Raw genomic sequence first — 26717 nt, 5'->3', positions numbered from 1 at the left:
CCGCGCACAGAAGTCCGGCGGCGCGGTCGCCGTTCAGCCTGACGGAAAGCCCGATGAACACGGCAGATCTCGCCCCGCACGCGCACCAGGTCCTGCGCGACGCGACCCTGCCCGAGCTGCCCCAGCACTACCGCGGCAAGGTCCGGGACAATTACGACCTTCCCGACGGCCGCCGCATCCTCATCACCTCCGACCGGATCAGCGCCTTCGACCGGGCGCTCGCGGCGATCCCGTTCAAGGGGCAGGTCCTCACCCAGACCGCCCGCTACTGGTTCGAGCAGACCGCCGACCTCTGTCCGAACCACGTCATCGCCTATCCCGATCCCAACGTGGTCGTCGGCCGCCGCCTGGAGATTCTGCCCGTGGAGGTGGTGGTGCGCGGCTACCTCGCGGGCACCACCTCGACCTCGATTCTGACGCGTTACCGCGCGGGCGAGCGCGACATGTACGGCCACCACTTCCCCGACGGGATGCGGGCGAACGAGCGCCTGCCGGAGGCGATCATCACGCCGACCACCAAGGCGTTCGACGGCGGCCACGACGAGCCGCTGACCGAGACCGAGATCCTCGAGCGCGGATTGCTGACGCGCGAGCAGTGGCGGACCGTCTCCGAGGCGGCCCTGGCGCTGTTCGCGCGCGGCGCGGCTCTCGCTGCCGAGCGCGGCCTTATCCTGGCCGACACGAAATACGAGTTCGGCACGGATCCCGAGGGCCGGATCGTCCTCGCCGACGAGATCCACACGCCGGACAGCAGCCGGTACTGGTTCGCGCAGAGCTACCCCGAGCGCGTCGCCGCGGGTGCGGCACCGGAGAGCTTCGACAAGGACTTCGTGCGCAACTGGGTCGTCGCCCGCTGCGACCCCTACAAGGACCCGATCCCGGAGATCCCCGCCGAGGTCGTTCTGGAAACCGCCGCGGTCTACATTCGCGCCTACGAGACGATCACGGGCGCGCGCTTCGTGCTGCCGGACCCGGCAGAAGAGCCCCTGGAGCGGATCCGGCGCAACATCGCCGCCTATCTCGCCGCCTAGGCAGCGTCAGAGAGGGTGGGGCGGCGCGCTGCGCCGCACCCGGTCGATCGGATCAGGCCGCCGCCGCGATCGGGGCCGGCGAGGGCGCGTCCATGGCGCGCAGGTAGACGTCGAGCAGCGTCTCCTGCTCGTCGCGCTCGTCCTTGTCCTGCTTGCGAATCTTCAGGATCTCCTTGAGCACCTTGACGTCGAGACCCTCGCCCTTGGCCTCGGCGAAGACCTCCTTCTTGGCCTCCATCAGGTCCTTGATCTCCTCCTCCAGCCGTTCCACGCGCTCGATGATCGAGCGGATGCGGTCGCCAGCGACGCCCACGGTGTCGGTCATGTCGGTCATGCAGTCCCTCGTCGGATGACGGGCGCACCCTCGCCGGGACAGGGTAAGCGGCGGGTTAAGGACGGGGCGGCGCCGGGACCCGGGCCTGAATCCAGCCGACGATCGCGTCCGCCACCGCGTCGCTGTTCGATTCCAGCATCATCATGTGACCGTTGCCGTGGATGCCGTGCTCGGCGAGCGCCAGCCGATCCGGTCTCGCGCCCGCCTGGGTCAGGAAAGCCGCCGTGCAATCGTCCATGCTGGCGCGGAACGAGGCCTCGGCGGTCACGATGACGGCGGGGACCCGGGCCAGGTTCGGCAGTGTGCGGGCGGGCTCGGCCTGAAGCCAGCAGCGGATCTTGTCGGGTGCTGCCGCGGTCTCGGCCTGGACGACCGACAGATCGGCCGGGCCGCTCACCGGCGGCTCGAAATGCAGCGGCACCCGGGTGATGCCGTAGGGCCTTGCCCGCGCCTCCCCGACGCGCTCGTACCACTCGGCGCCGCCCTTGAAGCGGATGTCGTAGAAGGTCGGTCCGTTGGGTTCGACGGCCACATGCGCCTTCACTAGGTCGGGGCGCTGATCCGAGACAGCCCAGCCGAAGACGCCGGCCTGCGAATGCGTCAGCAGGATCGCGGGACCGATCTTCTCCAAGAGGGCGATCAAGGCCGGATCGACCAGTTCCTCGCTCTTCAGCGCGCTGGCGATGTAGGGGACCTGCGAGAGGTAGAACTGATCGAAGGCGGCGTTGCCGCGGACACCGGCGCCGCCCGGCCACTGCGTGTGGAGCTTGGCCTGCGGGTAGAGCGCGAAGCGCTCCTGCCCGGTGAACACGGTCTCCAGATCCTCGACGGGCAGGCGGGCATAGGGACCGTAGGTGTCCGGATCGCCGCCCGAGCGGCCGCGACCGACCTGATCGACGACGTAGACCGCGAAGCCCTTCGCGGCGAAGCGGTCGGCCCAGCCCGGTCGCCCGTCGGGCGTGCCGAGGAAGTTGGTCCCGGTCTGCGCGGTCCCGTGCACCAGGACGATCGGGTAGGGCTGCGTCACCCGCTCCGGGGCGCGGTACTCCACGAACATCTGCCCCGAGGCCGTGGTCTTGCCCGCCGCCGTGGCGTAGCGGCCGCCAACGAACACGTAGCCCGTGGGCTGCGTCGGCCTGAACGGCGCGTCGCCGAGGTTCGGCTCGGCCGCCTCGGACATCGATGCGGTCGCGAGGCAGAGCAGGGTCAGCGCCCCGGCGGCGGCGTTTCTGAGCATGGCGTCCTCCCGCGGGCGTCTGGCGCGCCCGGCGGGAGGCATATCAGCGTGAAAGCCGGGCCCGGTCCAGCCGGACGATCCGCCGATCAGGCGTGGGCGAGACGCGGCTTCTTCCCAAGCGCCTCCTCGACGGTGCCAGCGCCGTCGAGATAGCCGTGAACCTTGGGGTTCGGCATGATCAGCGAGGCCACGAAGGCGATCGCCATCAGGACGGTCACGTACCAGAAGAACGTGCTCTCCATGCCGTTGTCCTTGAACCACAGGGCCACGAACTCGGCGGTGCCGCCGAAGGTGGCGTTCGCGACCGCGTAGGACAGGCCCACGCCGAGGGCGCGGACGTTGGTGGGGAACAGCTCCGCTTTCACGATGCCGCTGATGCCCGTGTAGAACGACACCACCGCGAGTCCGAGGGTGATCAGCGCGAAGGCGAGGTACGGGTCCTTATTGGTGCCGAGCGCCGTCATCAGCGGCACCACCATGAGCGTGCCGAGCCCGCTGTAGAGCAGCATGTTCGCCTTGCGCCCGATCTTGTCGGAGAGCGCGCCGAAGATCGGCTGGATGATCATGTAGACGAACAGGACCACCGTCATCGTCTGCGATGCCGACGTTTTCGGCATGCCGGCCGTGTTGACGAGATACTTCTGCATGTAGGTCGTGAAGGTGTAGAAGCTCAGGGAACCGCCGGCCGTGTAGGCCACGACGACCAGGAACGCCCGCCAGTGCTTCGACAGCTCGGCGAAGGTGCCGGCCGTCTCCTTGTCGCTGCTATCCTTCGTCTCGGCCAGCGAGCGCCGGAGATACAGCGCGACGACCGCCAGCGCGGCACCGATGAAGAACGGGATGCGCCAGCCCCAGGCGGTGAGTTCCGGGCCGGTCATCACCGTCTGCAGAAACACCAGGACCAGCGAGGCCAGGAGCTGGCCGCCGATCAGCGTGACGTACTGGAACGAGGCGAAGAAACCGCGCTTCCCCTTGATCGCCACCTCGCTCATGTAGGTCGCCGAGGTGCCGTACTCGCCGCCGACCGATAGGCCCTGGAGCATGCGGGCGAGGAGCAGTAGCACCGGCGCCAGCGTGCCGACATGCTCGTAGGTCGGCAGGATGCCGATCAGCAGCGAGCCGAAGCACATCATCAGCACCGAGATGACCATGGAGGTCCGGCGCCCGACCCGGTCGGCGATACGCCCGAACAGCCAGCCTCCGATCGGCCGCATGAAGAAGCCGACGGCGAAGATGCCCGCCGTCTGCAGGAGCTGAGTGGTGGAATCGCCTTTCGGGAAGAAGGCCGGCGCGAAGTAGAGCGCGAAGAACGCGTAGCAGTAGAAATCGTACCACTCGACGAGATTGCCCGAAGACGAGCCGACGATCGCCCAGATCCGGCGCTTCCGGTCCGCAGCATCATCGAGGGCGCTCGGCGCGATACCGATCGTATCGTCTCGCGAGGCGGACATGGCGTCTCCGTGGATCAATCTTGATGCCGGCCGGGGCCGGTCTCTTCTTCGTGCGGCGCGACGTTACAGGTGACGCGCCTGATCGCAAGACCGTGATCCGACATAGCCGAGGACAGCGCGGGCCTGTGTCACCGGCCGCGCGTTCACAACGCCGCGGGACGGAACGGTTCGCCCCGAAGACCCGTTGCGGGCCGGCGTGGGCGTCGATGGCGCTCCCACCACAGGAGGAGAAGCCATGAAGCGGATTCTGAGAGATGCGGTTGCGGCCGCCATCGTGGTCGCCGGAGCGGCGACGGCATTCGCCCAGGGCGGTCCCGGCGGCGGGGCTGGCGGTGCCGGTGGCGCTGCCGGCGCGGGCGCCGGCCCGNGAGCGGAACGGACCGGCCGACCGATCCGGGCCGGCGGCGAATCCCGGAGCGGGCGACCGCGGTGACCGGGGCGACCGAAATCCGCGCGAGCCGGGTGCAGGCCCCGAGCGCGGCAATCGCGATGCGGCCGGCCCCGAGCGCGGCGGTCGCGGTCCGGCCGGCGAAAGGGGTGGCCGTGCCGGCGCCCGAGACCACGGCTCCGTCCGCGGCGCGGTCGGCCGCCTCGACACCCGTCAGCGGACCGAGTTCCGCAGCTCCATCACCCGCCTTGGCGTCTCGCCGCTCCGGGACGTAGCCTTCGGCCTCACTGTCGGGACCGCCATCCCGCGCTCGGTCAGCCTCCACCGGCTGCCGCCGGCGATCATCGAGCTGGTGCCGCAATACGAGGGTTACAACTTCATCCTGGTTCGGGACGACATCGTCATCATCGACCCGGACACGTACGAGATCGTGGACGTGATCCCCGCCTGAGCGGGCGGTCTCCATCAGGTCGGCGCGCCGGGCGGGTGGTCTGCCCGGCGTCGTCCACTGCCCGCGTCTATCGCCCGCCATCCAGCAGCTTCGACACCACCCGCGCCGTGTAGTCGACCATCGGCACGATCCGGGCGTAGTTGAGCCGGGTCGGGCCGATCACCCCCACGACGCCGACGATCTTCTGCGATCCGTCGCGGAACGGTGCCGCGATCAGCGACGATCCCGACAGCGAGAACAGCTTGTTCTCCGAACCGATGAAGATTCGCACCCCATCGCCGCCCTCGGCCCGGGCCAGCAGGTCGATGACGTCCTTCTGAGTCTCCAGGTCGTTGAAGAGCAGGCGGATGCGCTCGAGATCCTCAACAGCGCGCAGGTCGTCGAGCAGGTTGGCCTGGCCCCGCACGATCAGCTGGCGCGCCTCCGTCGGACCGACCGGCGTCGCGAGCCCGGCATCCACGAGACGCTCGGTGATCGCGTCGAGCTCTCGCTTCATCGCCTTGCGGCCGGCCTCGATCTCGGAACGCAGCGTGCCCAGGGTGCGGCCCTGCAGGCGCGCGTTCAGGAAGTTCGTCGCCTCCTGGAGCGCGCCCGCCGGAAGGCCCGGCGGCAGGTCCACGAGACGATTCTCGACGGAGCCGTCGTCCGAGACGAGGATGACGAGGGCGCGGGCCGAGTCGAGGCGCACGAACTCGATATGCTTCAGGTTGACGTTCGCCTTCGTTGTCAGGACGACCCCCGCGCCCCGAGAGACGCCGGACAGCATGGTCGAGGCCTCGGCCAGGGCCGAGTCGAACGTGTGTCCCGAGGCGGCGGCGCGCATCTGCGCCTCGATGCGCGCCTGCTCGTCCTGGCTGACATCGCCGAGCTCGAGCATCGCGTCGACGAAGAAGCGCAGGCCGAGCTCCGTGGGCAGGCGTCCGGCCGACGTGTGCGGCGCGAAGATCAGGCCGGAATGCTCCAGATCCGCCATGACGTTGCGGATCGAGGCCGGCGACAGCGCCATCGGGAGGATGCGCGCCAGATTCCGTGATCCGACCGGCTCGCCGGTCGTCAGGTAGCTCTCGACGATTTGCCGGAAGATCTCCCGGGCACGCTCGTTGAGGGCGGCGAGCGCCTGCATGGTTTGGCCGTTCGAGAGATTGGGACTGGGGTGTGTCACGGGGTCATCCTGTGGTCCGATCATGTCCAACCGTCCCGCGCGGATCAATCCGTACGGCGATGCTTGCCCGCGGTGGCGCGGCGGCCTAAGAGCCCGGCCCTCGACACTCTCGACAGAAGGGGCCCGCGATGCGGCCTTCCAAGCGTGCCGCCGACGAGTTGCGGCCCGTGACCCTGGAGCGTGCGGTCTCGCGCTACGCCGAGGGCTCGTGCCTTGTCAGCTTCGGCAACACCCGGGTGCTCTGCACCGCCTCGCTCGAGGAGCGTGCGCCCCCGTGGCTGCGCGGTTCCGGCAAGGGCTGGGTCACGGCCGAGTACGCCATGCTCCCGCGTGCGACGCACGAACGCACCCGCCGCGAGGTCGGTTCCGGGAAGCCGTCTGGTCGGACACAGGAGATCCAGCGGCTGATCGGCCGGTCGCTCCGTGCGGTCACCAACCTGCCAGCCATGGGCGAGCGGCAGGTCACGATCGACTGCGACGTGATCCAGGCCGACGGCGGCACGCGAACCGCCGCCATCACCGGCGCCTGGGTGGCGCTGCACGACTGCTTCGCCTGGATGCGGACCCGCTCGATCATCTCCGTCGATCCGCTGCGCGACCACGTCGCCGCGATCTCGTGCGGGCTCTACAAGGGCACGCCGGTCCTCGATCTCGACTACGCCGAGGATTCGGCAGCAGAGACCGACGCGAACTTCGTGCTCACCGGCCGCGGCGGGATCGTCGAGGTGCAGGGCACCGCCGAGATGGAGCCCTTCACCCAGGAGCAGCTCATCGAGCTGCTTGGCCTGGCCCGCGCCGGCACCGAGCGGCTGGTCGCCCTGCAGAAGGAGGCCATCGCGTGAGCCGCCGTCTGACCGGGAAGGTGGTGATCGCCACGCACAATGCCGGCAAGCTCGCCGAGATGCGCGACCTGCTCGCGCCGTTCGGGATCGAGGCGGTGTCGGCGGGCGAGCTCGGCCTGCCCGAGCCCGAGGAGACCGGCACGATGTTCGCCGAGAACGCGGCGATCAAGGCGCGGGCCGCGGCCGACGCCACCGGGCTGCCGGCCTTCGCGGACGATTCCGGCCTGTGCGTCGACGCCCTCGACGGGGCGCCGGGCATCTTCTCGGCCCGCTGGGCCGGCCCGAACAAGGACTTCACCGGCGCGATGGCGCGGATCTTCGCCGAACTTGACCGTCGCGGGGCCGCCGAGCGCCGGGCGCACTTCGTGTCCGCCCTGGTTCTGGCTTGGCCGGACGGGCACACCGAGCTGTTCGAGGGACGGGTCTTCGGCGAGCTCGTCGCCGCGAAGGGCTCCGCGGGCTTCGGCTACGACCCGATCTTCCGGCCGGCCGGCCACGCCCGCACCTTCGGCGAGATGAGCGCCGAGGAGAAGCACGGCGTCGACTGGCAGAAGGGGCGGGGCCTGTCGCACCGGGCCCGCGCCTTCGTCGAGCTGAGCCGCGCCTGCCTCGCGCCCGAAGCCTGATTGCCAAACGGCGCGCGGGCGCTCACATGCCCGCCATCATGTCATCGACCGGCCCGGACCATCCGACCCGCGACGCGGGCTTCGGGATCTACCTGCACTGGCCCTTCTGCGCCGCGAAGTGCCCGTACTGCGACTTCAACAGCCACGTCCGCCACGCGGGCGTGGACGAGCCGCGCTTCCTGGCGGCCTTCCGCGCCGAGATCGCCCACACCGCCGCCCGCACGCCGGGCCGGACGGTCACCAGCATCTTCCTCGGCGGCGGCACGCCCTCGCTGATGCAGCCCGCGACCGTGGCCGGCCTGCTCGACGCGGTGGCGGAGCATTGGGCGGTCGCGCCGGACGCGGAAGTGACCCTCGAGGCCAACCCGTCGAGCGTGGAGGCTGGCCGCTTCCAGGGCTACCGCGCCGCCGGGGTCAACCGGGTGTCGCTCGGGATCCAGGCCCTCGACGACGCCTCGCTGCGGACCCTCGGGCGCCTGCACGACACCGCGCAGGCGCTCGGCGCGATCGCCCTGGCGCAGTCGGCCTTCGCGCGGACCTCCTTCGACCTGATCTACGCGCGGCCCGGACAGACGCCGGACCTGTGGCGGGCGGAGCTTAGCGACGCGCTCGCGCGGGCCGCCGAGCACCTCTCGCTCTACCAACTCACCATCGAGCCCGGGACGCCGTTCCACGGGCTCGCCGCCGCCGGCAAGCTGGTGACGCCGGACGACGAGGTCGGCCGCGCCCTCTACGACGTCACCCAGGAACTCTGCGCGAAAGCCGGTCTTCCCGCCTACGAGATCTCGAACCATGCCCGGCCCGGCGCGGAATCGCGGCACAACCTGCTCTACTGGCGCTACGGCGAGTATGCCGGCATCGGTCCGGGCGCCCACGGGCGGCTCGTGACGCCCGGGGGCCGGATCGGGACCGTGACGGAGCGGTCGCCCGAGGCGTGGCTCGCCCGCGTCGAGGCCGAGGGGCACGGGATCGTCGAGACCGAGACCCTCTCGGCCGCCGATCAGGCCGACGAGTTCCTGGTGATGGGCCTGCGCCTCCGCGAGGGGATCGATCCCGATCGCTACGCCGCCCTCAAGGGGCGGCCGCTGAACGGCAACCGGATCGGCATGCTGATCGGGGACGGCCTGCTGGAGCGCCTGCCCGGCGGCCGCATCGCCGCCACGGCGCGGGGAGCGCCGGTCCTGAACGCCGTGGTCGCGGAACTCGCCGCCTGATCAGATCGCGGGTTTGGCGAGGACCCGGGGGGCCGGGCTGACCGGCGTCGCGGCGTTGTTGCGAATCTCGTAGACCGCGAGTGACCGCTCGCTCTGCCCGTCCGGCCGGAACCGGAACGTCCCGTCGACGCCGGCGAAGCCCGAGCCGTTGGTCAGGGTGGCCGCCGCGAAGCGCTGCGAGCCGTACCGCCGGGACAGGGCCGCGGTGAGCAGCACCGCGTCGTAGGCGAGCGAGGCGACGCGGGGGGGCACGGAGCCGAACCGGGCTTGGTAGCGTCCGCTGAAATTCGAGAAGCCGACGCGGTCCGGCGCGGCGAAGCGGCCGCCCTGGAGGGCGGGCAGCGCGTAGAGCGCCGGCTCGTTCCAGAGGGCTGTGCCGAGGGGGCGCACCCGGGCGGGCGAGAAACCCGCCTTCGTCAGCGCCGCCGCCACGGCCGGCATCGCGTCGGCGGTCTCGGGGAGGAACAGCGCGTCGGCGGTGGCGCCGGGGCCGGCGATCACCCGCGCCAGCCGTTCCACCGCCGGGCCCGGCGCGCCCGCCGGATAGCGCTCGACGGCGGCAACCCGCGCGCCCTTGCGGGCGACGGCCTCCCGGAACTCCGCCTCGACTGCGTTGCCGTAGGCCGTCTCGGGGATCAGCGCCGCGAAGGACCGCTTGCCGCCGGCGACCGCGTCCTCGACCACGCGGTCCACCTCCGGTTGCGGCAGGAAGCTCAGCAGGTAGACGCCCTGGTTGGCCACGGTCGCGTCCGTGGAGAAGCCGATCACCGGCTTGCCGGCGGTCCTCGCGACGGCCGCGGCAGCCTGGACGCTGCCGGCGAAGAGCGGGCCGAGAACGATCTCGGCGCCCTGGCGCAGCGCCTCCTGCGTCGCGTCCCGGGCGCCGTCGGGGCTGCCCCGGTCATCCTCCACCAGAAGCGTCAGGTCCGGCTGCTGGGCCTCGTCGTAGGCGAGCTGCGCCGCGTTCCGCAGGGCGGCACCCACGGTCGATCCCTGGCCGGAGAGCGGCAGCACCAGGGCGACCTTCACCGATCCCGCGCCGATGCGCTCGCCGCCGCCCGCGGCCGGCATCGCCGGTGCCGCGGGCGCCGACGCGCCCGGCACGGCTGCCGGCGGTGTCAGATCGGCCTGCGGCCCTGCGGCGCGCCGGGCGAAGTCGCCGCCGATGCAACCGCCGAGGGATAGCAGGGCGGCGCACAGCGCGGCGATCGGGGCGGTGACACGCACGAGACGGTCCCGCGCGCTTTTCGGGCGCGCCATGGCGCGGACTCCTTCGGGCAGGCTCCGCAGCCTGACCGGCGGAATCCGAAATGTAAACGCGGCGGCGCGGAGTTGCCCACGATCACGCCGCCGCGCCGGGACGGGAGGCGGCCGGTGTGGCAAGATCGCCGGTGATGACCCGCCGATTCGATGCCCCGGGGCCCGACGCCCCGACCCGAGCTCCGTCGCAGAAGCTCGCTCCCGACCGGCCGAGGCGAACGACCTTCACGGCCTTCGGCCTGGCGAGCGAGGCCGAGCCGCTCTCGCCGGGCCTGCACATCGTCGCCACCCCGATCGGAAACCTGCGCGACATCACCATCCGGGCCCTCGCCACCCTGGCAGCCGCCGATGCGGTCCTGGCCGAAGACACCCGCGTCACCCGCAACCTGCTGGCGCATTACGGGATCACGACGCCACTCCTCGCCTATCACGAGCACTCGAACGACGCGGTGCGCGAGCGGATGGTGGCGCGGCTGCGCGCCGGCGAGGCGCTGGCGCTGGTCTCTGATGCCGGGACGCCGCTCGTCTCGGATCCCGGCTACAAGCTGGTCCAGGCCGCCATCGAGGCCGGGATCGCCATCACCCCGGTGCCGGGGCCCTCGGCGGTGATGACGGCGCTGGTCGCGGCCGGACTGCCGACCGACCGCTTCTTCTTCGAGGGCTTCCTGCCGCAGAAGGCCGGGGCGCGGCGCAACCGCCTGGAGGCGCTGGTCCAGGTCCCCGGCACCCTGGTCCTGTTCGAGTCGCCGCACCGCCTGCCCGACATGCTCGCGGACGCCGCCGCGGTGCTGGGTCCGACGCGCCCGGCCGCCGTGACCCGCGAACTCACCAAGCTCTACGAAACCATCCGGCGCGATACCCTGGGCAGCCTGAGCGAGCGCTTCGCCCAGGAGGGACCGCCGAAGGGCGAGATCGTGGTGATCATCGGTGCGGCGACGACGCCGGAGCGGACGGCGGATTCGGATGGCGCCCTCGACGCGCTGATCCTGGCGGCGCTGGAGCGGCACTCGATCAAGGATGCCGCCAGCCTCGTCTCCGACGAGACCGGGCAGCCGCGGCGCCTCGTCTACGCGCGGGCGCTGGCGCTGGCGCGGGATCAGGGATGAGCGGGTCTCAGCCGGATCGGGGCGACCGGCGCCGGGCCGCCTATCGGCTCGGCCACCGCGCCGAGTGGCTGGCGCTCGCCGCGCTGATGCTCAAGGGCTACAGGCCGATCGGCCGACGCGTCAGCATCGCCGGCGGCGAGATCGATCTCGTCGTTCAGCGCTGGAACACCGTCGTCTTCGTCGAGGTGAAGGCACGGGCCAGGCGCGACGACGCGCGTGAGGCGATCGATGCCGCCAAGAGGCGACGGTTCTCCCGCGCGGTCCGCGCCTGGATCGGACGCAATACCTGGTGCGCCGGGTCGACCTTCCGGGCCGACGCCGTGTTCGTCGGATCCCGCGGCTGGCCCGCCCACGTCGAGCAGGCCTTCACGATCGAGGGGCTCTGACGAGCGGCTGGATCTCGTGAGCGCGAACTTTCCCGACCTCAGGCGCGGGCCGCGCGGATCGCCCCGATCAGCGTGCGCTTCAGGTCGGCTTGGCTGAACGGCTTCTGGACGACGGGCCTGTCCCGGAACGGTTCGCGGATGCCGGCGCCGCCGTAGCCGGTCGAGAAGACCAGCGGCAGGTCGCGCTTGGCGATGGCCTCGGCCACCGGGTAGATCGGCTCACCCGCCACGTTCACGTCGAGGATGGCGACCTCGAACGCCTCCTGCGACGCCATCTCGAGCGCCGAGGAGAGCCGCGCCGCCGGCCCGACCACGGCACAGCCGAAATCGAGGAGCATGTCCTCCAGCAGCATCGAGATCGCGGCCTCGTCCTCCACGACGAGAACACGGACGCCGTTGAGGACGTCGTCGTTGGGGTCAGCAATCACGCCGGGCCGTCTTCCCTTCGAATGTCCCCGGTTGCCGGGGGATCTTGCCACGCGGTTGGTCGAGCCCTGCGCACCGCGTGAGCAGCGTCCGAAAGGGTGAACGCGGCCCGAGGCTCAGCCCGCGAGACAACCTGAGGCGTCGCCCGTAATGCGCAATGTGTCAAGCGTTCCCGACCCGTTCCGACACCCAGACCGGGCGCTATGTTAACCGATGATACATTTTTGTGCGGAGGGTGTTTCGAGGGCAGCGTCCTCCCGACGGACGCTCAGTCGTCCTTGAAGCTGACCTTGGCGCCCCGTGTCACGTGCGCTGCGAGGTCACGGGCGTTCCAGTTCGTCAGGCGGATGCAGCCGTGGGACTCGGTCTTCCCGACCTTCTCGGGCTCCGGCGTTCCGTGGATGCCGTAACTCGGGATCGCCAGATCGATCCAGACGAGACCGACCGGATTGTTCGGACCGGATTGGATCGTGAATTTCTGCTGGGCCTTCACGCCCTTGAATGCGTATTTCGGGTTGTAGGTGTAGTCGGGGTCGAAGGCGACGCCCTTCACCTTGGTCTCGCCGCTCGGAGCCGGCTTCTCGGCACTGCCGATCGAGGCCGGATAATAGGCCAGCAGCTTGCCGTCGGCACCGTAGGCGCGAACGTCGCGGCTCGACTTGTCGACCTCGACGCGATCGACCTTCGGCTCCTGGGGCAGATCCTTGGCCTTCGGCTTGTCCAGGCCCATCGGGTCGACGGCCGCGACCGCGATGGTCGTGCCGGCCTTGTCGAGCGGCTTGCCGGGATTGAGCGCGCTGACGAGGTCGCGGCTCATGTGGAATCGTTCGGCCAGCATCTCGCGAGGATTGGTGTAACCCAGATTCTTGAGCTCGGCCTGCTCCTCCATCTTGGGCGGGATCCGCTGGACATAGGGACCCGCGGTGTCAGCCTCGGTCAGCGTGTAGTCCGTCACGGCGAGCTTATCGCTGGTCGCCAGGAGCTTGTCCCAGAGCTCGGGCGTCAGCGCCTCGGTGGCGGAGAGCCCCTGGGCGACCGCGAAGGCCGAGAGAGCGTGCCGGTAATTATCTCCTCTTCGGCCGTCGATCGCGCCGGGATAGAAATGCGCGCGGTCGAGCAGAACCTGAGCTTTGACGATCAGCGGATCGGGCTTCTCGTCCGACGCCTTGTCCCGGCGCGCCTTCGCATCCGGCCTCGTCCCGTCGGTCTTTCCGGTTCCCGGTTGCGCGAGCGCCGCGGCGTTCACCGCCTCGGCGGTCAGCGCCGGAGGCTGGGCCTTGTCGGCCTTCTGACTCTTCCCGGCCCGCGCCGACGCGCCCTGCGCGGCAAGACAAGTCGCGAGGAGAGCCACACAGACCGGCCGCCAGGATGTCGGGATCATGGACGTCGTCGTTCCATTGAGCGGAGGCGCTCACGAGCCGAGAAATGCCGCACCGGCGGGAACGTTCCACGCGGTTCTACTGGCACAGGCGGTGTCCGGCGTTGCGCTCGCGCTGGTCGAGGTGGAAATGGTTGGCGTGGGCGGCGTTGGAGCCCGGGCCGAGGACGGTGCGGAAGAACCCGCAGGCCTTGGCGCGCACGGCTCCGAGGAACTGCGCCTCCTCGGACCCGTCGGGCATCGCCTTCACGGGGATGCTCGCGCGGCCCGCGAAGGCGAAGCCCATGATATCGGCGGCGTTGGCGAAGGCGTGCTCGCTGAGCTTGGCGTCGACGTCGTGGTTCTGCCCGCGGCAGACATAGGAGCCGCCGAGTTCCAGGCCGGTCAGCGGATGCTTCAGCGCGCGCTCGGCCTCGACCTGAACCTCCGTGACCCAGCGCGCCAGGGCTTCCGCGGCCTGACACGTCAGCGTCGCGCCCTGCGGCAGCACGACGCCGTCGGCGAACTTGGTCACCTTGAGCGGCAACGGCGCCGTGCACTGCCCCTCGGCGATCGGCGGCAGCGGCTCGAAGTCGACGCCGAGGCGCTTGAGACGCGTCCGGCAGGCGGTGTCGTCCGGCGGCGTCACCTTGAGGGCCAGGGCCGCGGCGCCGGACAGCTCGGGAGGCCGCTCCGGAGGTGCCGGCGGCGGCGACGGAATCTCGGGCTTGGCGGCCTCCTTCCCGGAATCCTGCGCGGCGCTCGACGGCTTCTCCCGGCCGGACTCCCCGGGCGGCTCCCGGCCCGGATCCTTGCTGGGCTCGGTGACGGCCGGTTTGAGTTCCTGCGGCCGCGCGGGCGGCGTCGGCGGCGCCGGCTCGGCGACGGGCTGTTTCAGCGCCTCGGGACGCTCGGGCGGCAGGGGCGGGGGCGTCGGCACCGTAGCGGCCGTCGCTTCGACGGCGCGAACCGGCCGCGCCGGGAACGCGAGTCCCGCGGCGAGGGCGCCGCCCACGAGCATCATCGCGGGGCGGAAGGTCGACAGGCTGCGTCCCGGCATAGGGCCTCGAAGCGTGGGCGTTGGCCCTTACAACGAGCGAGACGTCATTCGGATCGCCCGCGTCCGGTTGACGGCCGCGCCGATCGGGCCACTGTCTTCCGGATCGCGCCGGCACACCCCATGTCGGCGCACCGGCGGCGCGAAACGAGCGCGCGGTCGCGTGGACGTATCGTTGAGGACTGCATGTCGGACGCAGCTGATGCCGGGCTCCCGAGCCTGCCGCAGGACAACCCCTTCCGCGAGGCGGAGTGGAGCACCCCGCACGGCCTCCCGCCCTTCGACCGGATCCGACCGGAACACTACAGGCCCGCTTTCGATGCCACGCTCGCGGCCCACGAATCCGAGATCCGGGCCATCGCGAGGCAGGACGCTCCCGCCACCTTCGCCAACACGGTGGAGGCGATGGAGCGGGCCGGCCTTGCCCTCGAGCGCGTCGCCGGCGTCTTCTACAATCTGACCGGCAGCCACACGAATCCGGAGCTCCAGGCCATCGAGCGTGAGATCGGGCCGAAGCTCGCGCGGCACGGCAGCGCCATCTACCTCAACCCCGAGCTCTGGGCCCGGATCTCGGCGATCGACGCCGAAGGACTAGGTCCGGAGGAACGCCGGGTGCTCGACCGGTACCGGATCCGCTTCCGGCGTTCGGGGGCGGATCTCGGATCCGACGACAAGGCCCGCATCGCCGAGATCGCGGCGCGCATGTCGGAACTCGGGACCAAGTTCGGCCAGAATCTCCTCGCGGACGAGAGCAGCTTCACCCTGCCGCTGCAGGGCGAGGAGGATTTGGCCGGCCTACCGCCTTTCCTACGGGCCGCCGCCGAGAGCGCCGCGAAGGAGCGCGGCCTCGACGGGCACGTCATCACCCTGTCCCGCTCGCTGATCGAGCCGTTCCTGGTCTGCTCGACCCGGCGCGACCTGCGCGAGCGCGCCTACGCGGCCTGGACCCGGCGCGGCGAGAACGGCGGCGAGACCGACAACCGCGCCATCATCGCGGAGATCATCCGACTGCGCGCCGAGCGGGCACGGCTCCTCGGCTTCGAGAGCTTCGCCCATTTCGCCCTCGACGACACGATGGCGGCGAGCCCGGACGCGGCCACCGGGCTGCTGCGCGACGTCTGGACCCCGGCCCGGGCGCGGGCGGCCGAGGAACGCGATCGCCTTCAGGCCACGGTTCAGGCGGAAGGGCACAACTTCGCCCTCCAGGCGCACGATTGGTGGCACTACGCCGAGAAGGTGCGGCGCGCCGAGCACGACCTCGACGAGAGCGAGATCAAGGCGTACCTGCCCCTCGAGCGGATGATCCAGGCGGCGTTCGACACGGCCTCCCGGCTGTTCGGCCTGACCTTCACGGAACTTTCCGACGTGCCGCGCTACCATCCCGACGTCCGGGTCTGGCGGGTCGGCAATCCCGACGGCACCGAGGTCGGCCTGTTCCTGGGGGACTACTTCGCTCGCGCGTCGAAGCGGTCCGGCGCCTGGATGAGCGCCTTCCGCTCGCAGGAGCGCCTGAATGGGACGGTGACGCCGGTCATCGTCAACGTCATGAACTTCGCCAAGGCGCCCGACGGCGAGAGCACGCTCCTGTCCTTCGACGACGCGCGCACCCTGTTCCACGAGTTCGGCCACGCCCTGCACGGGCTGCTCTCGGACGTGACCTACCCGCTCTTGTCCGGGACCGCGGTGTCGCGGGACTTCGTCGAATTGCCCTCACAGCTCTACGAGCACTGGCTGGAGCAGCCGGAGGTCCTGCGCGCCCACGCGCGCCATCATCGGACCGGCGAGCCCATGCCCGACGCCCTGCTGAAGAAGCTGCTCGCCGCGCGGACCTTCAACCAGGGTTTCGCCACCGTGGAGTATACGTCCTCGGCGATCGTCGACATGACGCTGCACCTCTCGGCGGAGGGCGAGGGCGGCCTCGACGTGCCCGCCTTCGAGGCCGAGGCCCTGCGACGGATCGGCATGCCGGCCGAGATCAGCATGCGGCACCGGACGCCCCACTTCGCGCACATCTTCTCGGGGGACGGCTACGCGGCCGGGTACTACAGCTATCTCTGGTCGGAAGTTCTCGACGCGGACGCCTTCGACGCGTTCCGCGAGGCGGGCGACATCTTCGATCCGGAGACGGCCAAGCGGCTGCGGACCTTCGTGTACGGCGCCGGCAACCTGCGCGACCCGCGCGAGGCCTACACCGCCTTCCGCGGGCGGATGCCGAGCATCGAGCCGCTGCTGAAGAAGCGCGGGCTCGCGGCTTGACCGGAGAGGCCGCGGTAAGGGTTTCGTAAACAAACGTCCTTAACGAACGCTTGCAGCGCGAGGCCGCGTGCGGAGTTCGGGGCGATGACGAAGATCGAAGCCAAGCAGGCCGTTTCTCAGGGCATCTCGCCGGCCGACCTGCTCAAGGCCGCCGTGACCGGCAAGGCGGACGCCGCGACCGAGACCGCGGCGTCGGCCGCCGGCAGGGGCTTCACGCTCGCGTCGCTGCCGCGCCTCGACCCGAAGCGGCTCGCGATCCCGGGCGCGACCCTGGCTATCGGCGTCATCCTGGGCGGTGGCGTGATGGCGCTCTCCCGCCCGGCCTCCGTCCGGCCCGACGCGATCGCCGCCCTCGAGACGACGCTCGATGCCGGCCGGACCGAGACCGCGCGCCTCGCCGCCGACATCGCGCAGCTCCACACCGTGCTGGCCGACCTGCGCGCCTCGACCGATGTCGCGCGCAAGGAGGCGGCCAGCCGCGGCACCGCCCTGGGCGAGCGCCTCGCGCAGGCCGACAAGAATCTGAACGCCAAGGTCGCCGCCCTCGGCGAGCGCCTCGAGCAGGTCGAGCGGGACCACAACGCGCGGCTCAGCGGCCTCGCCGCGCAGCTCGACCGCCGGGCGGCCGCGACCCCGGCCGTCCCAAAGGCGGAGCCGACCCAGACCGGCAGCATCGGGGAGCCCGCCCGCGCCGTCGAGGCGAAGACCGACGTGAAGGTCGCGGATGCCAAGGTGAGCGAGCCCAAGCCGAAGCCGGCCGCTCCGGACAAGCCGCCGGTGATCGACGGCTGGGCCCTGCGCGACGTCTACGAGGGCACCGCCATCCTGGAGAACCGCCGCCGCCGCCTCGTCGAGGTCGCGCCCGGCGACATCCTCCCCGGCGTCGGACGCGTGGAAGGCGTCGAGCGCCACGGACGGGAATGGGTGGTGGTGACCCGCCAGGGCCTCGTCACGCCGCAGCCCTGGTAGGCGGCGGCCCGCTCGAGGATCGCCTCAGCGGCTCGTGAAACCTGTCGGCGCCAGCTCGCCGGGCGCTGTGGGGAAGCGGGGCTCGATCGTCATCGGATCGGCCAGAGCCGCCGCGCGCTCCGCCCGCCTGCGGCCGTGCCGAAGGGCCCGGGTCTGGGCCGCGCGGGTCGGGTGCAGGATCGCAGCGAGCAGGGACTGCCCTTCGAACTCGCTGTCCAGATTCTTGGCTTCGAAGACGGGCATGGCCGGCCTGCTTGAGTGCGGTACCGGACACTGCCAACGGCGTCGATCCGAACCACATCCCCAATAACGGGGATCGCGTGGACAGGTTCCGTCAAGCTTTCGCCTCGAAACCTCTTTTTTACTCTTCGTCCAGGCGTCACCCGAATGCAGTGCGGCCGCGCACACCGATCGGCGGTCAGACGAACTGGTTCAGTCCCGGGATCGAGCCGATGATCGGGCCCATCGCGTCCTCGCCGACCTTCTCGCGGCCGAAGGCGAACAGCTCCTGGCCGAGGGGCTGCATCTGACCCATCGGCACGCCGGCCGCCATCAGCTTCTGGCCGAGCGCCATGACGCCGCCGCCGCCCATCATGCCGCCGAGCATCCCCATCAGGCCGCCGCCGCCGCTCTCGCCGGCATTCGACTCGGCGATCAACGTCTCGGAGCCCGGCAGGGCCGCCAGCAACTGGCCGACCTCGGACGCCGGTCCTTCCTTCTGCAGGAAGGCCAGGATGTGCCCGATCGCGGTCTGAGCGGTCGCGGCGTCGAGCCCGGTGCGAGTGGTGACGCGGGCGAGCAGTTCTTCCATGGTGATGATCTCTTCGGAACGCTTCCAGACGTCCTTCGACTCTGAGGCGGCGGAAATCAAGCGTGCGGCATCGCCTCACAGGGAAACTCCCCGGCTCCGCGCCGAGGAGCGCGGCCGCGCTGTGACGGGCGCGCTGACCGTGCGGGTGACCCGCGACCATGGCCGGGCGCGGTCTGAGAGCCGGAGCCGGAGGCCGGCGCGTCCGGTTACAGCGGGCACGGTGCCGCAGCGCGCGACCTCGCCAAGGCGTGCCCCATCCGGTAGACCCCCGAGCAGTCTTGAACCGTTCCAGGCCGTCAGGCCGGGTGATCGAGGGAGTTGCCGGACAATGCGGGTCGGCCTGTTCGTGCCGTGCTACGTCGACGCTTTCGAGCCCGAGGTCGGGATCGCCACCCTGGAGCTCCTCGAGCGCCTGGGCTGCACGGTCGAGTATCCGTTTGACCAGACCTGCTGCGGCCAGCCGATGACCAATACCGGCTGCCACGCCGAGGCGGCCGCCACCGAGGCGCTGTTCGTCAAGAATTTCTCCGGGTTCGACTACGTCGTCGCCCCGTCGGGATCCTGCGTGCATCAGGTGCGCGAGCACCTGACGGCGATCCCTCAGACTGACGAGGTCCGCCACGTCCGCGCCAGCACCTACGAGCTGGTGGAGTTCCTGCACGACGTGCTGAAGGTCGAGGACTTGCCCTGGGCGAATTTCCCCCACAAGGTCGCCTATCACACCAACTGCAACGCCCTGCGCGGCATCCATCACGCCCGGCCGACCGAGCTGGTGAAGCCCTACTACTCGAAGCCCCTCGACCTGCTGCGCCTCGTGAAGGGGGTCGAGCTCGTGGATCTGGCCCGGCCGGACGAGTGCTGCGGCTTCGGCGGCACCTTCTCGGTGTTCGAGCCGGCAGTCTCGGCCAAGATGGGCTACGATAAGGTTGCCGATCAGAACCGGGCTGGGGCCGCGTACGTCGTCTCGGCGGATTCCTCCTGCCTGATGCACCAGAAGGGCTGCGCCGAACGTCTGGGGCTGCCGCTCAAGTACATCCACATCGCGCAGGTGCTGAACGGAGCCGCCGCATGAGCGCCGAGGACCTGAATCCCCGCGAACGCGAGGGCGTCATCCACCCGGAGGTGCGGGCCGGTCACGACGAGAGCGAGCGCTCGCAGGATGGCCGTCGCCTCCAGCACGCGGAGGCCGCCACGAAGCCGATCCGCGCCCCTCAGACCCGCGAGCCGCAGCCGCGCGGCGCGAAGATCCGCGGGGACCGCCCGATCAATCAGTCCGAGGCTGCCGAGCGCTTCCTCGCGGCGCCGCTGCACCAGGCGGCCCACGACGAGCGCCTGTGGGACCTGCGCAAGAAGCGCGACGCCTCCGCGCACGGCATCCCCGAATGGGAGGAACTGCGCGAGCTCGCCTCGCAGATCAAGACCCACACGTTGAGCCATCTCGACCAGTATCTCGAGCAGTTCGAGGCGGCCGCGAAGGCCAACGGCGTCCACGTCCACTGGGCGAAGGACGGCGCCGACCACAACCGGATCGTCCTGGAGATCCTGCGGAGCCACGGCGCGAAGACGCTGGTGAAGTCGAAGTCGATGCTCACCGAGGAGTGCGGCTTCCGGCACCACATGGCCGCCAACGGCATCGAGGTCATCGAGACGGATCTCGGCGAGCGGATCCAGCAGCTCGACAACGAGGAGCCGAGCCACGTCGTGGCGCCGGCGGTCCACAAGACCCGGATGGACGTCGCCGAGGTCTTCGCCAAAACGCTCGGCACCGACCCGGACAACGACGACGCGCACTACCTCGCCGAGAGCCAGCGCGAGACCACCCGGCCGTACATCCTCAAGGCCGATGCCGGCATGACCGGATGCAACTTCGCGATCGCCGAGACCGGCACGGTCGTGACCTGCACCAACGAGGGCAACGCCGACCTGTCCGGCAACGTGCCGCCGCTGCAGATCCACTCCATCGGCATCGAGAAGATCATCCCGAAGGTCGAGCATCTCGGGGTGTTCATCCGCCTGCTGTCGCGCTCGGCCCTGGGCTCGCCGATCACCCAGTACACCTCGCACTTCCGCGGACCCCGCGCGGGCACCGAGATGCACATGGTGCTGGTCGATAACGGCCGCTCCGAGCGCCTCGGCATGGAGGAGTTCTGGACCTCCTTGAAATGCATCCGCTGCGGCGCCTGCATGAACACCTGCCCGGTCTACAGGCGGTCCGGCGGACTCTCCTACGGGGCGACCTATTCGGGGCCGATCGGGCTGATCATCGATCCGACCTTCAACAAGCGGAAATACTCGACCCTGCCGTTCTCCTCGACGATGAACGGCTCGTGCACCAACGTCTGCCCGGTGAAGATCAACATCCACGAGCAGATCTTCGCGTGGCGCAAGGTTCTGGTCGAGGAGCACCAGATCCCGGCGCTCAAGCAAGGCATGATGAAGGCCGCCGGCGCCGTGCTCTCGCGCCCGGCCGCCTACCGGGCGGCGATCGGCGCGGCGGATTCGGCCCTGAAGGTCCTGCCGCGCTTCGCGGTCTACAACCCGCTCAACACGTGGGGGAAGAAGCGCGAGATGCCCGACGCGCCGCGCCAGACCTTCCACGCCTGGTACAAGCAGAACCGCATGAAGGACACCGGTCGATGAGCGCCCGCGACGCGATCCTCGACGGCATCCGCAGGAACCGGCCGGCCGGCGACTTCCCGCTGCCGGAGGTGCCGCTGTTCGCGCCGCTGGTCGGCGAGGACTTGGTCGCCGAGTTCGGCGAGCGGCTGAAGCGCATGGGCGGTCGGGTCGCAGAGCCCGGGGCCGGCGACGTCTTCGCGGGCGTCCGCGAGCGCCTCGACGCCGCCAAGGTGATCGCCTCGGCGGTTCCCGAACTGACCGGGAACCGCGACCTGCGGAGCGTCCGCGCGCCCCAGGAGGTCGAGGACGTCGACGTGGCGGTGGTCCGGGCGGTGTTCGGCATCGCCGAGACGGGCTCGGTGCTGTTCACCCAGGACCAGCTGATCGTCAACGCGGTCGGCTACCTCGCGCAGCACCTCGTCGTCCTGCTCGATCCGGCCGACATCGTGCCGAACGTGCAGGCGGCCTATCGCCGACCGGAATTCGGCCGCTCGGCCTACGCGGTGCTGCATACCGGCCCGTCGGCCACCGCCGACATCGAGGGCGTCCTGATCCACGGCGCACAGGGCGTGCGCTCGCTGACGGTCCTGATGCTCCCGAGGGATGGCGCAGAGCGCAGCTGAGACCGGCTCCGTCGCCGCGGCCGTCTTTGCGAGCCGAGCGAAGCGATCCAGGGATGCGCCACGGCCGGCGATGTCGCGCCGCCCTGAATCGCTTCGCTGCGCTCGCGATGACGGCGGGGCCGCCCGCTCGACGCGGCACCTGTGTCTTGCCCGCATCTCCCTGATCGAACGGCGATCGAGCCGGAACCGACGATCGGGCGCGTCCCTTGCTTGGACGACGGACGGGCCGTCATCCGGCAAGGAGATCCGATGCGCTACACCCTCGGTTGCAGCCTGTCCTACAACATCCTCTCGGATACCACCTTCATCTTCAATCTCGAGGTGGCGAAGCTGAAGAGCGTCGAGATCCTGAGCGAGAGCCTGGTCCTGACGCCGAACCTCAAGCGCGATCTCTACACGACGCCTGACCTCCAGAACCGCTATCTCGCCGTGAACGTGCCGACCGGCCAGTTCGCGCTGGAGTATACTGCCGAAGTCGACCTGACGGTGCACCGGGCCGACCCGGCGACCATCAACGAGACGCCGATCGGGCAACTGCCCCTCGACATCCTGCCGTTCCTGCTGCCGAGCCGGTTCGTCTCCTCGGACCGGCTGACGCCGTTCGCGCTGGCCGAGTTCGGGGCGCTGCCCAAGGGCCACGCCCGCGTGAACCAGATCTGCAACTGGATCCACGACCACATCGCCTACCAGCCCGGCTCGAGCGACGGCGAGACGACCGCCGACGAATCGCTGCTGAAGCGCGCCGGCGTCTGCCGCGACTTCGCGCATATCGGCGCCGCCTTCTGCCGGGCGCTCGGCATCCCGGCGCGGTTCGTGAGCTGCTACGCCCACGGCCTCGTCCCGAGCGACTTCCACGCCGTGTTCGAGGCTTATCTCGACGGGCGCTGGTGGCTGTTCGACGCCACCCGGCAGGCCGACCTCGACGGCCTGGTGCGGATCGGCGTCGGGCGCGACGCCGCGGAGATCGCCTTCTCGACGCCGTTCGGCAACATGCAGCCGGTCAATCAGCAGGTGCGGATTCAGCGTACGGACGGGCAGGGCAGCCCGATGCCGCGCACCGTGGACGCCATCTCGACCGAGATCCCAGCGCCGCATGCCGGGGCGGCCTGAGCGCCTTCGGCCAGGATCACGGCGTCCTGTGATCGCGTGATCCCGGCCGCATGACGGCGGAGGGGATGCCGGTCCCGGTCGCCGCAATCGGGACGCTCGCCTTGGGAGCCGGACGGATCTGCGCGCGAGCCCGGTCCGGACGGCGCCGCAGAGCCGTCATGAGCAGGCCGAGCACCCCTGTAGCGGCTGGCGGGCGACCTTCGACCGGACAAGCTTCGTCGAGCGCCCGCACCGGTGATCCGCGCCGAGGCAGGTCGCCCGACCCGTCCGCCGGTGTATTGGTGACGCCGCGACCGCCGAAGAATAGTAGTTGCCCGACTTCCCGGGCGCGGATGTGCCGCGTCTCCGCAGGATTCCGACCCGGAGATCCTCGGGTTGCCCGAAGACAAGTTGCGCCAGGACAGGACGCCCCATTAGCGTCGCGCCATTGTCCTTCATCTTGTCGCCGGCAGCGAAATGGCCTGAAGCGTGGCTGTGGCGGGGTCGCAACACCGTAAAACGATCCCTGCTCCGCCCCGAGACCTGCCCGTAAACGCCGCGATCCCGCCATAGTCCGGGCCCACCTCAACATCAGCGGTAAACGGCAAATTCGACAACGGTTTACCGTTCGGAAACGAGGACTTCCCGAGCACGCGGACCGATCTCCCGGCGCCTCGCGAACGGCGACGCGCCGCGGTTCGACGCACCCTCGGGAGCGGCTGTGAAGGCTTGGTCTGAAGTCATGGTGACGCGTTTGAACGACAAGTCGAAGCTGCCGAGCCGCCACGTCACGGAGGGGCCGGACCGCGCCCCGCACCGCTCCTATCTCTACGCCATGGGCCTAACCCGTGAGCAGATTCACCAGCCGCTGGTGGGTGTCGCTTCGTGCTGGAACGAGGCCGCGCCCTGCAACATCTCGCTGATGCGCCAGGCGCAGGCGGTGAAGAAAGGTGTCGCCGCCGCCAACGGGACCCCGCGCGAGTTCTGCACGATCACGGTCACGGACGGTATCGCCATGGGGCATGGCGGCATGCGCGCGTCGCTGCCGTCGCGCGAGGTCATCGCCGACTCGGTCGAGCTGACCATGCGCGGCCACGCCTACGACGCGCTCGTGGGCCTCGCCGGCTGCGACAAGTCGCTGCCCGGCATGATGATGGCGATGGTCCGCCTGAACGTCCCGTCGATCTTCATCTACGGCGGCTCGATCCTGCCGGGCTCGTTCCGCGGCAAGCCCGTGACCGTTCAAGACCTGTTCGAGGCGGTCGGCAAGGTGGCGGTCGGCGACATGAGCCTCGAGGATCTCGACGAGCTGGAGCAGGTCGCCTGCCCCTCGGCCGGCGCCTGCGGCGCGCAGTTCACCGCCAACACCATGGCGACCGTCTCCGAGGCGATCGGCCTCGCGCTGCCGTACTCGGCCGGCGCCCCGGCCCCCTACGAGATCCGCGACAAGTTCTGCGCGACCGCGGGCGAGAAGGTGATGGAGCTGCTGGCCAAGCGGATCCGCCCGCGCGACATCGTCACCCGCAAAGCCCTGGAGAATGCCGCCACCGTGGTGGCGGCCTCGGGCGGCTCGACCAACGCGGCCCTGCACCTGCCCGCGATCGCCCACGAGTGCGGCATCGAGTTCACGCTGTTCGACGTCGCCGAGATCTTCCGGCGCACGCCCTACATCGCCGACCTGAAGCCGGGCGGACGCTACGTCGCCAAGGACATGTTCGAGGTCGGCGGCATCCCGCTGCTGATGAAGACGCTGCTCGACCACGGCTTCATGCACGGCGACTGCATGACGGTCACCGGCCGGACCATCGCGGAGAACATGGACCGGGTGACCTGGAACCCGGACCAGGACGTGGTCTACCCGGCCAACAAGCCCATCACCCCCACCGGCGGCGTCGTCGGCCTCAAGGGCAACCTCGCCCCCGAGGGTGCGATCGTGAAGGTCGCCGGCATCCCCGCCGAGAAGCAGGTCTTCACCGGGCCGGCCCGCGTCTTCGACGGCGAGGAGGCCTGCTTCGAGGCCGTGCAGTCGCGCACCTACAAGGAAGGCGAGGTTCTGGTCATCCGCTACGAGGGCCCGCGCGGCGGCCCCGGGATGCGCGAGATGCTGTCCACCACCGCAGCCCTCTACGGCCAGGGCATGGGCGACAAGGTCGCGCTGATCACGGACGGGCGCTTCTCCGGCGCGACGCGCGGCTTCTGCGTGGGCCATGTCGGGCCCGAGGCGGCGGTGGGCGGCCCGATCGGCCTGATCCGCGACGGCGACATGATCACCCTCGACGCGATCCAGGGAACGCTGAGCGTCGCCCTGTCGGACGAGGAACTGGCCGAGCGTCGGAAGGCCTGGACGCCGCGCTCTAACACCGCGACCTCCGGCTACCTCTGGAAATACGCGCAGGGCGTCGGGCCGGCGCTGTACGGCGCCGTCACCCATCCGGGAGGTGCCAAGGAGACGCAGAGCTATGCGGACGTCTAGGACTGACCTCAGCCGGCACAAGGCGCCGGCCGGGGCCGATCCCGGTCGGCTCCGGTCCGTCGGCGCGATCACGGTCGCGGCCTGGGTGCTCGCCCTGCTCGCGCTGCCGGTCGAGCCGTCGCGCGCCCTCGACGCCAATGTCCGCACGCCCGTGCAGGTCCCGGTCGCGGACAGGAGCTACCGCTCGGCCAAGGACGCGCTCCGCGCCGGCATGCGGGAGTACAATGCCGGCGACAAGCAGGGCGCGGCGCGCGCCCTCGAATACGCGGCCGGCCAGGGCCACGCCCTGGCCCTGTGGAAGCTCGGCCGGATGTACGCCGACGGCGACGGCGTCCCGCACGACGACCTGAAGGCGTTCGAGTTCTTCTCCCGGATCGCCGACGCCAGCACCGATGACGGACCCGATCCGCAGAACTCCGCGGTGCTGGGCAGCGCCTTCACGGCTCTGGGCACCTACTTCCTGGAGGGGATCAAGGGCACCTACGTGCGCCCGAATCCCGAGCGCGCCTACGACATGTTCAACTACGCGGCGTCCTACTACGGGGATCCCAACGCGCAGTACAATCTCGCCCGGCTCTACCTCGACGGCACCGGCGTCGAGGCCGATTCGCGACAGGCGGCGCGCTGGTTCAACCTCGCCGCCGAGAAGGGCCACCATCCGGCCCAGGCGCTGCTCGGCGACATGCTGGTCAACGGCCTCGGCGGCATCCCGATCCAGCGCGTACGGGGCCTGATGTGGCTCTCCCTCGCGCGGGAAGGCGCCGAAGGCCGCAAGGACGACTGGATCGTCGCGCTCTACGACAAGAACTGGGCGGCCGCCAGCGAGGACGACCGCGCCGAGGCCCAGACGCAGCTCCAGACCGTGGGCTCGATCCGCAAGCGGCGCTGAGCGCCGCCTGCGGATCGACGCGCCGCATCAGCCCTTCTTGGCATCCATGGCGGCCTTGAAGGACGGCCGCGCCAGCGTGGCGTCGACATAGGCGGCGAGTTTCGGCCAGCGATCTGCGTCGATCCGCGCCTTCGCCAAGTGGAAATTGTAGAAGCCGGTCGCGATGGCGATGTCGGCGATGCTGAAAGCCTCGCCGACCAAGTAGGGGCCGGAGATTTCGCCCTCCAGATAGTCGAAGAGCGGCGGCAGGTCCTTGTCGAGCGCCCTGGTGACCGCGGCCTCGTCGGTCGGCGTCTTCATCATGTTGGGCTTCAACACCCGCTCGACGAAGGGCACGATCAGCTTGGCGAAGAGCTCGGTGTCCCCGAACTTGTCGAACCAGACGGCGCGGCCGAGACCTCTCGCATCGGCCGGAACGAGGGCCGGCGTCGGGTGCTTGCGCTCGAGATACCAGAAGATCGCCGACGAATCGGCGAGGCGGAACCCTTCATCCTCGAGAGCCGGGATCTTCCCGAGCGGGCTCGCCGCCTGGAAATCGGCGTCGGGCGCGTGGAACATCACCGGCCTGTGCTCGTACGCGACGCCCTTCTCGGCGAGGGAGACCAGGACCTTGCGGACGTAGGGCGAGTAGCCGGTACCGTAGACGATCAAGCGGAGCTC

Annotated in this window: 26 protein-coding genes; 15 read left to right on the top strand and 11 right to left on the bottom strand. The window is 70.3% G+C overall.

All coding sequences use genetic code 11. The features are described 5' to 3' along the window. The first annotated feature begins 53 nt into the window (after window positions 1–53). Window positions 54–1031 carry a phosphoribosylaminoimidazolesuccinocarboxamide synthase gene (locus MOTC310_RS06810; protein ID WP_331301242.1) on the top strand — a complete coding sequence of 326 codons (978 nt, stop codon included), beginning with the start codon at window positions 54–56 and terminating at the stop codon, window positions 1029–1031. A gap of 52 nt (window positions 1032–1083) precedes the next feature. Here the strand turns inward: MOTC310_RS06810 and MOTC310_RS06805 are convergent, their stop codons facing one another. The 3 genes from MOTC310_RS06805 to MOTC310_RS06795 form a co-directional block, all read right to left on the bottom strand. Next, the gene (locus tag MOTC310_RS06805; RefSeq protein WP_020091862.1) at window positions 1084–1365 is read right to left on the bottom strand and encodes a DUF2312 domain-containing protein; all 282 of its coding nucleotides are present in this window, start codon (window positions 1363–1365) and stop codon (window positions 1084–1086) included. Between the two features lie 55 nt (window positions 1366–1420). Next, the gene (locus MOTC310_RS06800; protein ID WP_331301241.1) at window positions 1421–2602 is read right to left on the bottom strand and encodes an alpha/beta hydrolase; all 1182 of its coding nucleotides are present in this window, start codon (window positions 2600–2602) and stop codon (window positions 1421–1423) included. Between the two features lie 86 nt (window positions 2603–2688). Beyond that, window positions 2689–4053, bottom strand: coding sequence for an MFS family transporter (locus MOTC310_RS06795; protein WP_331290719.1), 1365 nt, complete (start codon window positions 4051–4053; stop codon window positions 2689–2691). 254 nt (window positions 4054–4307) lie between these two features. Between MOTC310_RS06795 and MOTC310_RS06790 the strand changes: the two genes are divergently transcribed. Continuing rightward, window positions 4308–4892 carry a DUF1236 domain-containing protein gene (locus MOTC310_RS06790; protein ID WP_331301240.1) on the top strand — a complete coding sequence of 195 codons (585 nt, stop codon included), beginning with the start codon at window positions 4308–4310 and terminating at the stop codon, window positions 4890–4892. Window positions 4893–4959: 67 nt separating this feature from the next. Here the strand turns inward: MOTC310_RS06790 and hrcA are convergent, their stop codons facing one another. Beyond that, window positions 4960–6015, bottom strand: a complete 1056-nt coding sequence (gene hrcA, locus MOTC310_RS06785; protein WP_331301472.1) for a heat-inducible transcriptional repressor HrcA — start codon at window positions 6013–6015, stop codon at window positions 4960–4962. Between the two features lie 167 nt (window positions 6016–6182). Between hrcA and rph the strand changes: the two genes are divergently transcribed. The 3 genes from rph to hemW are packed head-to-tail and all read left to right on the top strand — an operon-like array spanning window position 6183 to window position 8736. Then, window positions 6183–6896 (top strand): ribonuclease PH, encoded by a 714-nt coding sequence (gene rph, locus MOTC310_RS06780; RefSeq protein WP_331301239.1) that lies wholly within the window; start codon window positions 6183–6185, stop codon window positions 6894–6896. Continuing rightward, a complete protein-coding gene (gene rdgB / locus MOTC310_RS06775; protein ID WP_331301238.1) occupies window positions 6893–7522 on the top strand; it encodes an RdgB/HAM1 family non-canonical purine NTP pyrophosphatase in 630 nt (209 codons plus the stop codon). Before rph ends, rdgB begins: the two co-directional genes overlap by 4 nt. A gap of 26 nt (window positions 7523–7548) precedes the next feature. Continuing rightward, window positions 7549–8736, top strand: a complete 1188-nt coding sequence (hemW, locus tag MOTC310_RS06770; protein WP_331301237.1) for a radical SAM family heme chaperone HemW — start codon at window positions 7549–7551, stop codon at window positions 8734–8736. Here the strand turns inward: hemW and MOTC310_RS06765 are convergent, their stop codons facing one another. Then, window positions 8737–9996 carry a penicillin-binding protein activator gene (locus MOTC310_RS06765; RefSeq protein ID WP_331301236.1) on the bottom strand — a complete coding sequence of 420 codons (1260 nt, stop codon included), beginning with the start codon at window positions 9994–9996 and terminating at the stop codon, window positions 8737–8739. It abuts the gene before it with no gap. A gap of 134 nt (window positions 9997–10130) precedes the next feature. On the opposite strand from MOTC310_RS06765, the gene rsmI reads away from it, so the two are divergent. Both rsmI and MOTC310_RS06755 read left to right on the top strand, forming a co-directional pair. Further along, window positions 10131–11102, top strand: a complete 972-nt coding sequence (rsmI, locus tag MOTC310_RS06760) for a 16S rRNA (cytidine(1402)-2'-O)-methyltransferase (RefSeq protein WP_331301235.1) — start codon at window positions 10131–10133, stop codon at window positions 11100–11102. Beyond that, window positions 11099–11488 (top strand): YraN family protein, encoded by a 390-nt coding sequence (locus MOTC310_RS06755; RefSeq protein WP_331301234.1) that lies wholly within the window; start codon window positions 11099–11101, stop codon window positions 11486–11488. The genes rsmI and MOTC310_RS06755 overlap by 4 nt, the downstream gene beginning before the upstream one ends. Window positions 11489–11526: 38 nt before the next feature. Here MOTC310_RS06755 and MOTC310_RS06750 read toward each other — a convergent pair whose 3' ends face one another. The 3 genes from MOTC310_RS06750 to MOTC310_RS06740 all read right to left on the bottom strand — a co-directional run bounded on the left by MOTC310_RS06750 (window position 11527) and on the right by MOTC310_RS06740 (window position 14331). Then, on the bottom strand, window positions 11527–11916 hold the full coding sequence (locus tag MOTC310_RS06750) for a response regulator (protein ID WP_273558644.1): 390 nt from the start codon (window positions 11914–11916) through the stop codon (window positions 11527–11529). A gap of 266 nt (window positions 11917–12182) precedes the next feature. Continuing rightward, entirely contained in the window at window positions 12183–13295 is a 1113-nt protein-coding gene (locus MOTC310_RS06745) for a L,D-transpeptidase (RefSeq protein ID WP_331301233.1), read from the bottom strand. Between the two features lie 76 nt (window positions 13296–13371). After that, on the bottom strand, window positions 13372–14331 hold the full coding sequence (locus MOTC310_RS06740) for an extensin-like domain-containing protein (RefSeq protein ID WP_331301232.1): 960 nt from the start codon (window positions 14329–14331) through the stop codon (window positions 13372–13374). A 183-nt stretch (window positions 14332–14514) separates the two neighbouring features. Here MOTC310_RS06740 and MOTC310_RS06735 point away from each other — a divergent pair, with 183 nt between their 5' ends. After that, window positions 14515–16584, top strand: a complete 2070-nt coding sequence (locus tag MOTC310_RS06735; protein ID WP_331301231.1) for a M3 family metallopeptidase — start codon at window positions 14515–14517, stop codon at window positions 16582–16584. 84 nt (window positions 16585–16668) lie between these two features. Next, window positions 16669–17553, top strand: coding sequence for a hypothetical protein (locus MOTC310_RS06730; protein WP_331301230.1), 885 nt, complete (start codon window positions 16669–16671; stop codon window positions 17551–17553). A gap of 24 nt (window positions 17554–17577) precedes the next feature. On the opposite strand, the gene MOTC310_RS06725 is transcribed toward MOTC310_RS06730, so the two are convergent. Continuing rightward, entirely contained in the window at window positions 17578–17796 is a 219-nt protein-coding gene (locus tag MOTC310_RS06725; RefSeq protein ID WP_331290708.1) for a hypothetical protein, read from the bottom strand. Window positions 17797–17971: 175 nt separating this feature from the next. Continuing rightward, on the bottom strand, window positions 17972–18364 hold the full coding sequence (locus MOTC310_RS06720) for a DUF2267 domain-containing protein (protein ID WP_331290707.1): 393 nt from the start codon (window positions 18362–18364) through the stop codon (window positions 17972–17974). A 328-nt stretch (window positions 18365–18692) separates the two neighbouring features. Between MOTC310_RS06720 and MOTC310_RS06715 the strand changes: the two genes are divergently transcribed. The 6 genes from MOTC310_RS06715 (at window position 18693) to MOTC310_RS06690 (ending at window position 26057) form a co-directional block, all read left to right on the top strand. Continuing rightward, window positions 18693–19436, top strand: a complete 744-nt coding sequence (locus MOTC310_RS06715; protein ID WP_020091879.1) for a (Fe-S)-binding protein — start codon at window positions 18693–18695, stop codon at window positions 19434–19436. Then, on the top strand, window positions 19433–21004 hold the full coding sequence (locus MOTC310_RS06710; protein WP_331301229.1) for a lactate utilization protein B: 1572 nt from the start codon (window positions 19433–19435) through the stop codon (window positions 21002–21004). The genes MOTC310_RS06715 and MOTC310_RS06710 overlap by 4 nt, the downstream gene beginning before the upstream one ends. After that, window positions 21001–21606: a LutC/YkgG family protein gene (locus MOTC310_RS06705; protein ID WP_331301228.1), complete on the top strand. Its 606-nt coding sequence runs from the start codon at window positions 21001–21003 to the stop codon at window positions 21604–21606. The genes MOTC310_RS06710 and MOTC310_RS06705 overlap by 4 nt, the downstream gene beginning before the upstream one ends. Before the next feature lie 249 nt (window positions 21607–21855). After that, a complete protein-coding gene (locus MOTC310_RS06700; protein ID WP_331301227.1) occupies window positions 21856–22716 on the top strand; it encodes a transglutaminase-like domain-containing protein in 861 nt (286 codons plus the stop codon). A 721-nt stretch (window positions 22717–23437) separates the two neighbouring features. Then, on the top strand, window positions 23438–25168 hold the full coding sequence (gene ilvD, locus MOTC310_RS06695) for a dihydroxy-acid dehydratase (RefSeq protein ID WP_331301226.1): 1731 nt from the start codon (window positions 23438–23440) through the stop codon (window positions 25166–25168). Beyond that, a complete protein-coding gene (locus MOTC310_RS06690) occupies window positions 25155–26057 on the top strand; it encodes a tetratricopeptide repeat protein (RefSeq protein ID WP_331301225.1) in 903 nt (300 codons plus the stop codon). The genes ilvD and MOTC310_RS06690 overlap by 14 nt, the downstream gene beginning before the upstream one ends. A gap of 27 nt (window positions 26058–26084) precedes the next feature. On the opposite strand, the gene MOTC310_RS06685 is transcribed toward MOTC310_RS06690, so the two are convergent. Continuing rightward, on the bottom strand, window positions 26085–26708 hold the full coding sequence (locus MOTC310_RS06685) for a glutathione S-transferase family protein (RefSeq protein WP_331301224.1): 624 nt from the start codon (window positions 26706–26708) through the stop codon (window positions 26085–26087). Window positions 26709–26717: the final 9 nt, after the last annotated feature.

It is taken from the genome of Methylobacterium oryzae (assembly GCF_036441375.1).
GTDB classification, from domain to species: Bacteria; Pseudomonadota; Alphaproteobacteria; order Rhizobiales; family Beijerinckiaceae; genus Methylobacterium; species Methylobacterium oryzae_A.
This window is presented reverse-complemented; position numbering and strand designations above follow the sequence as displayed.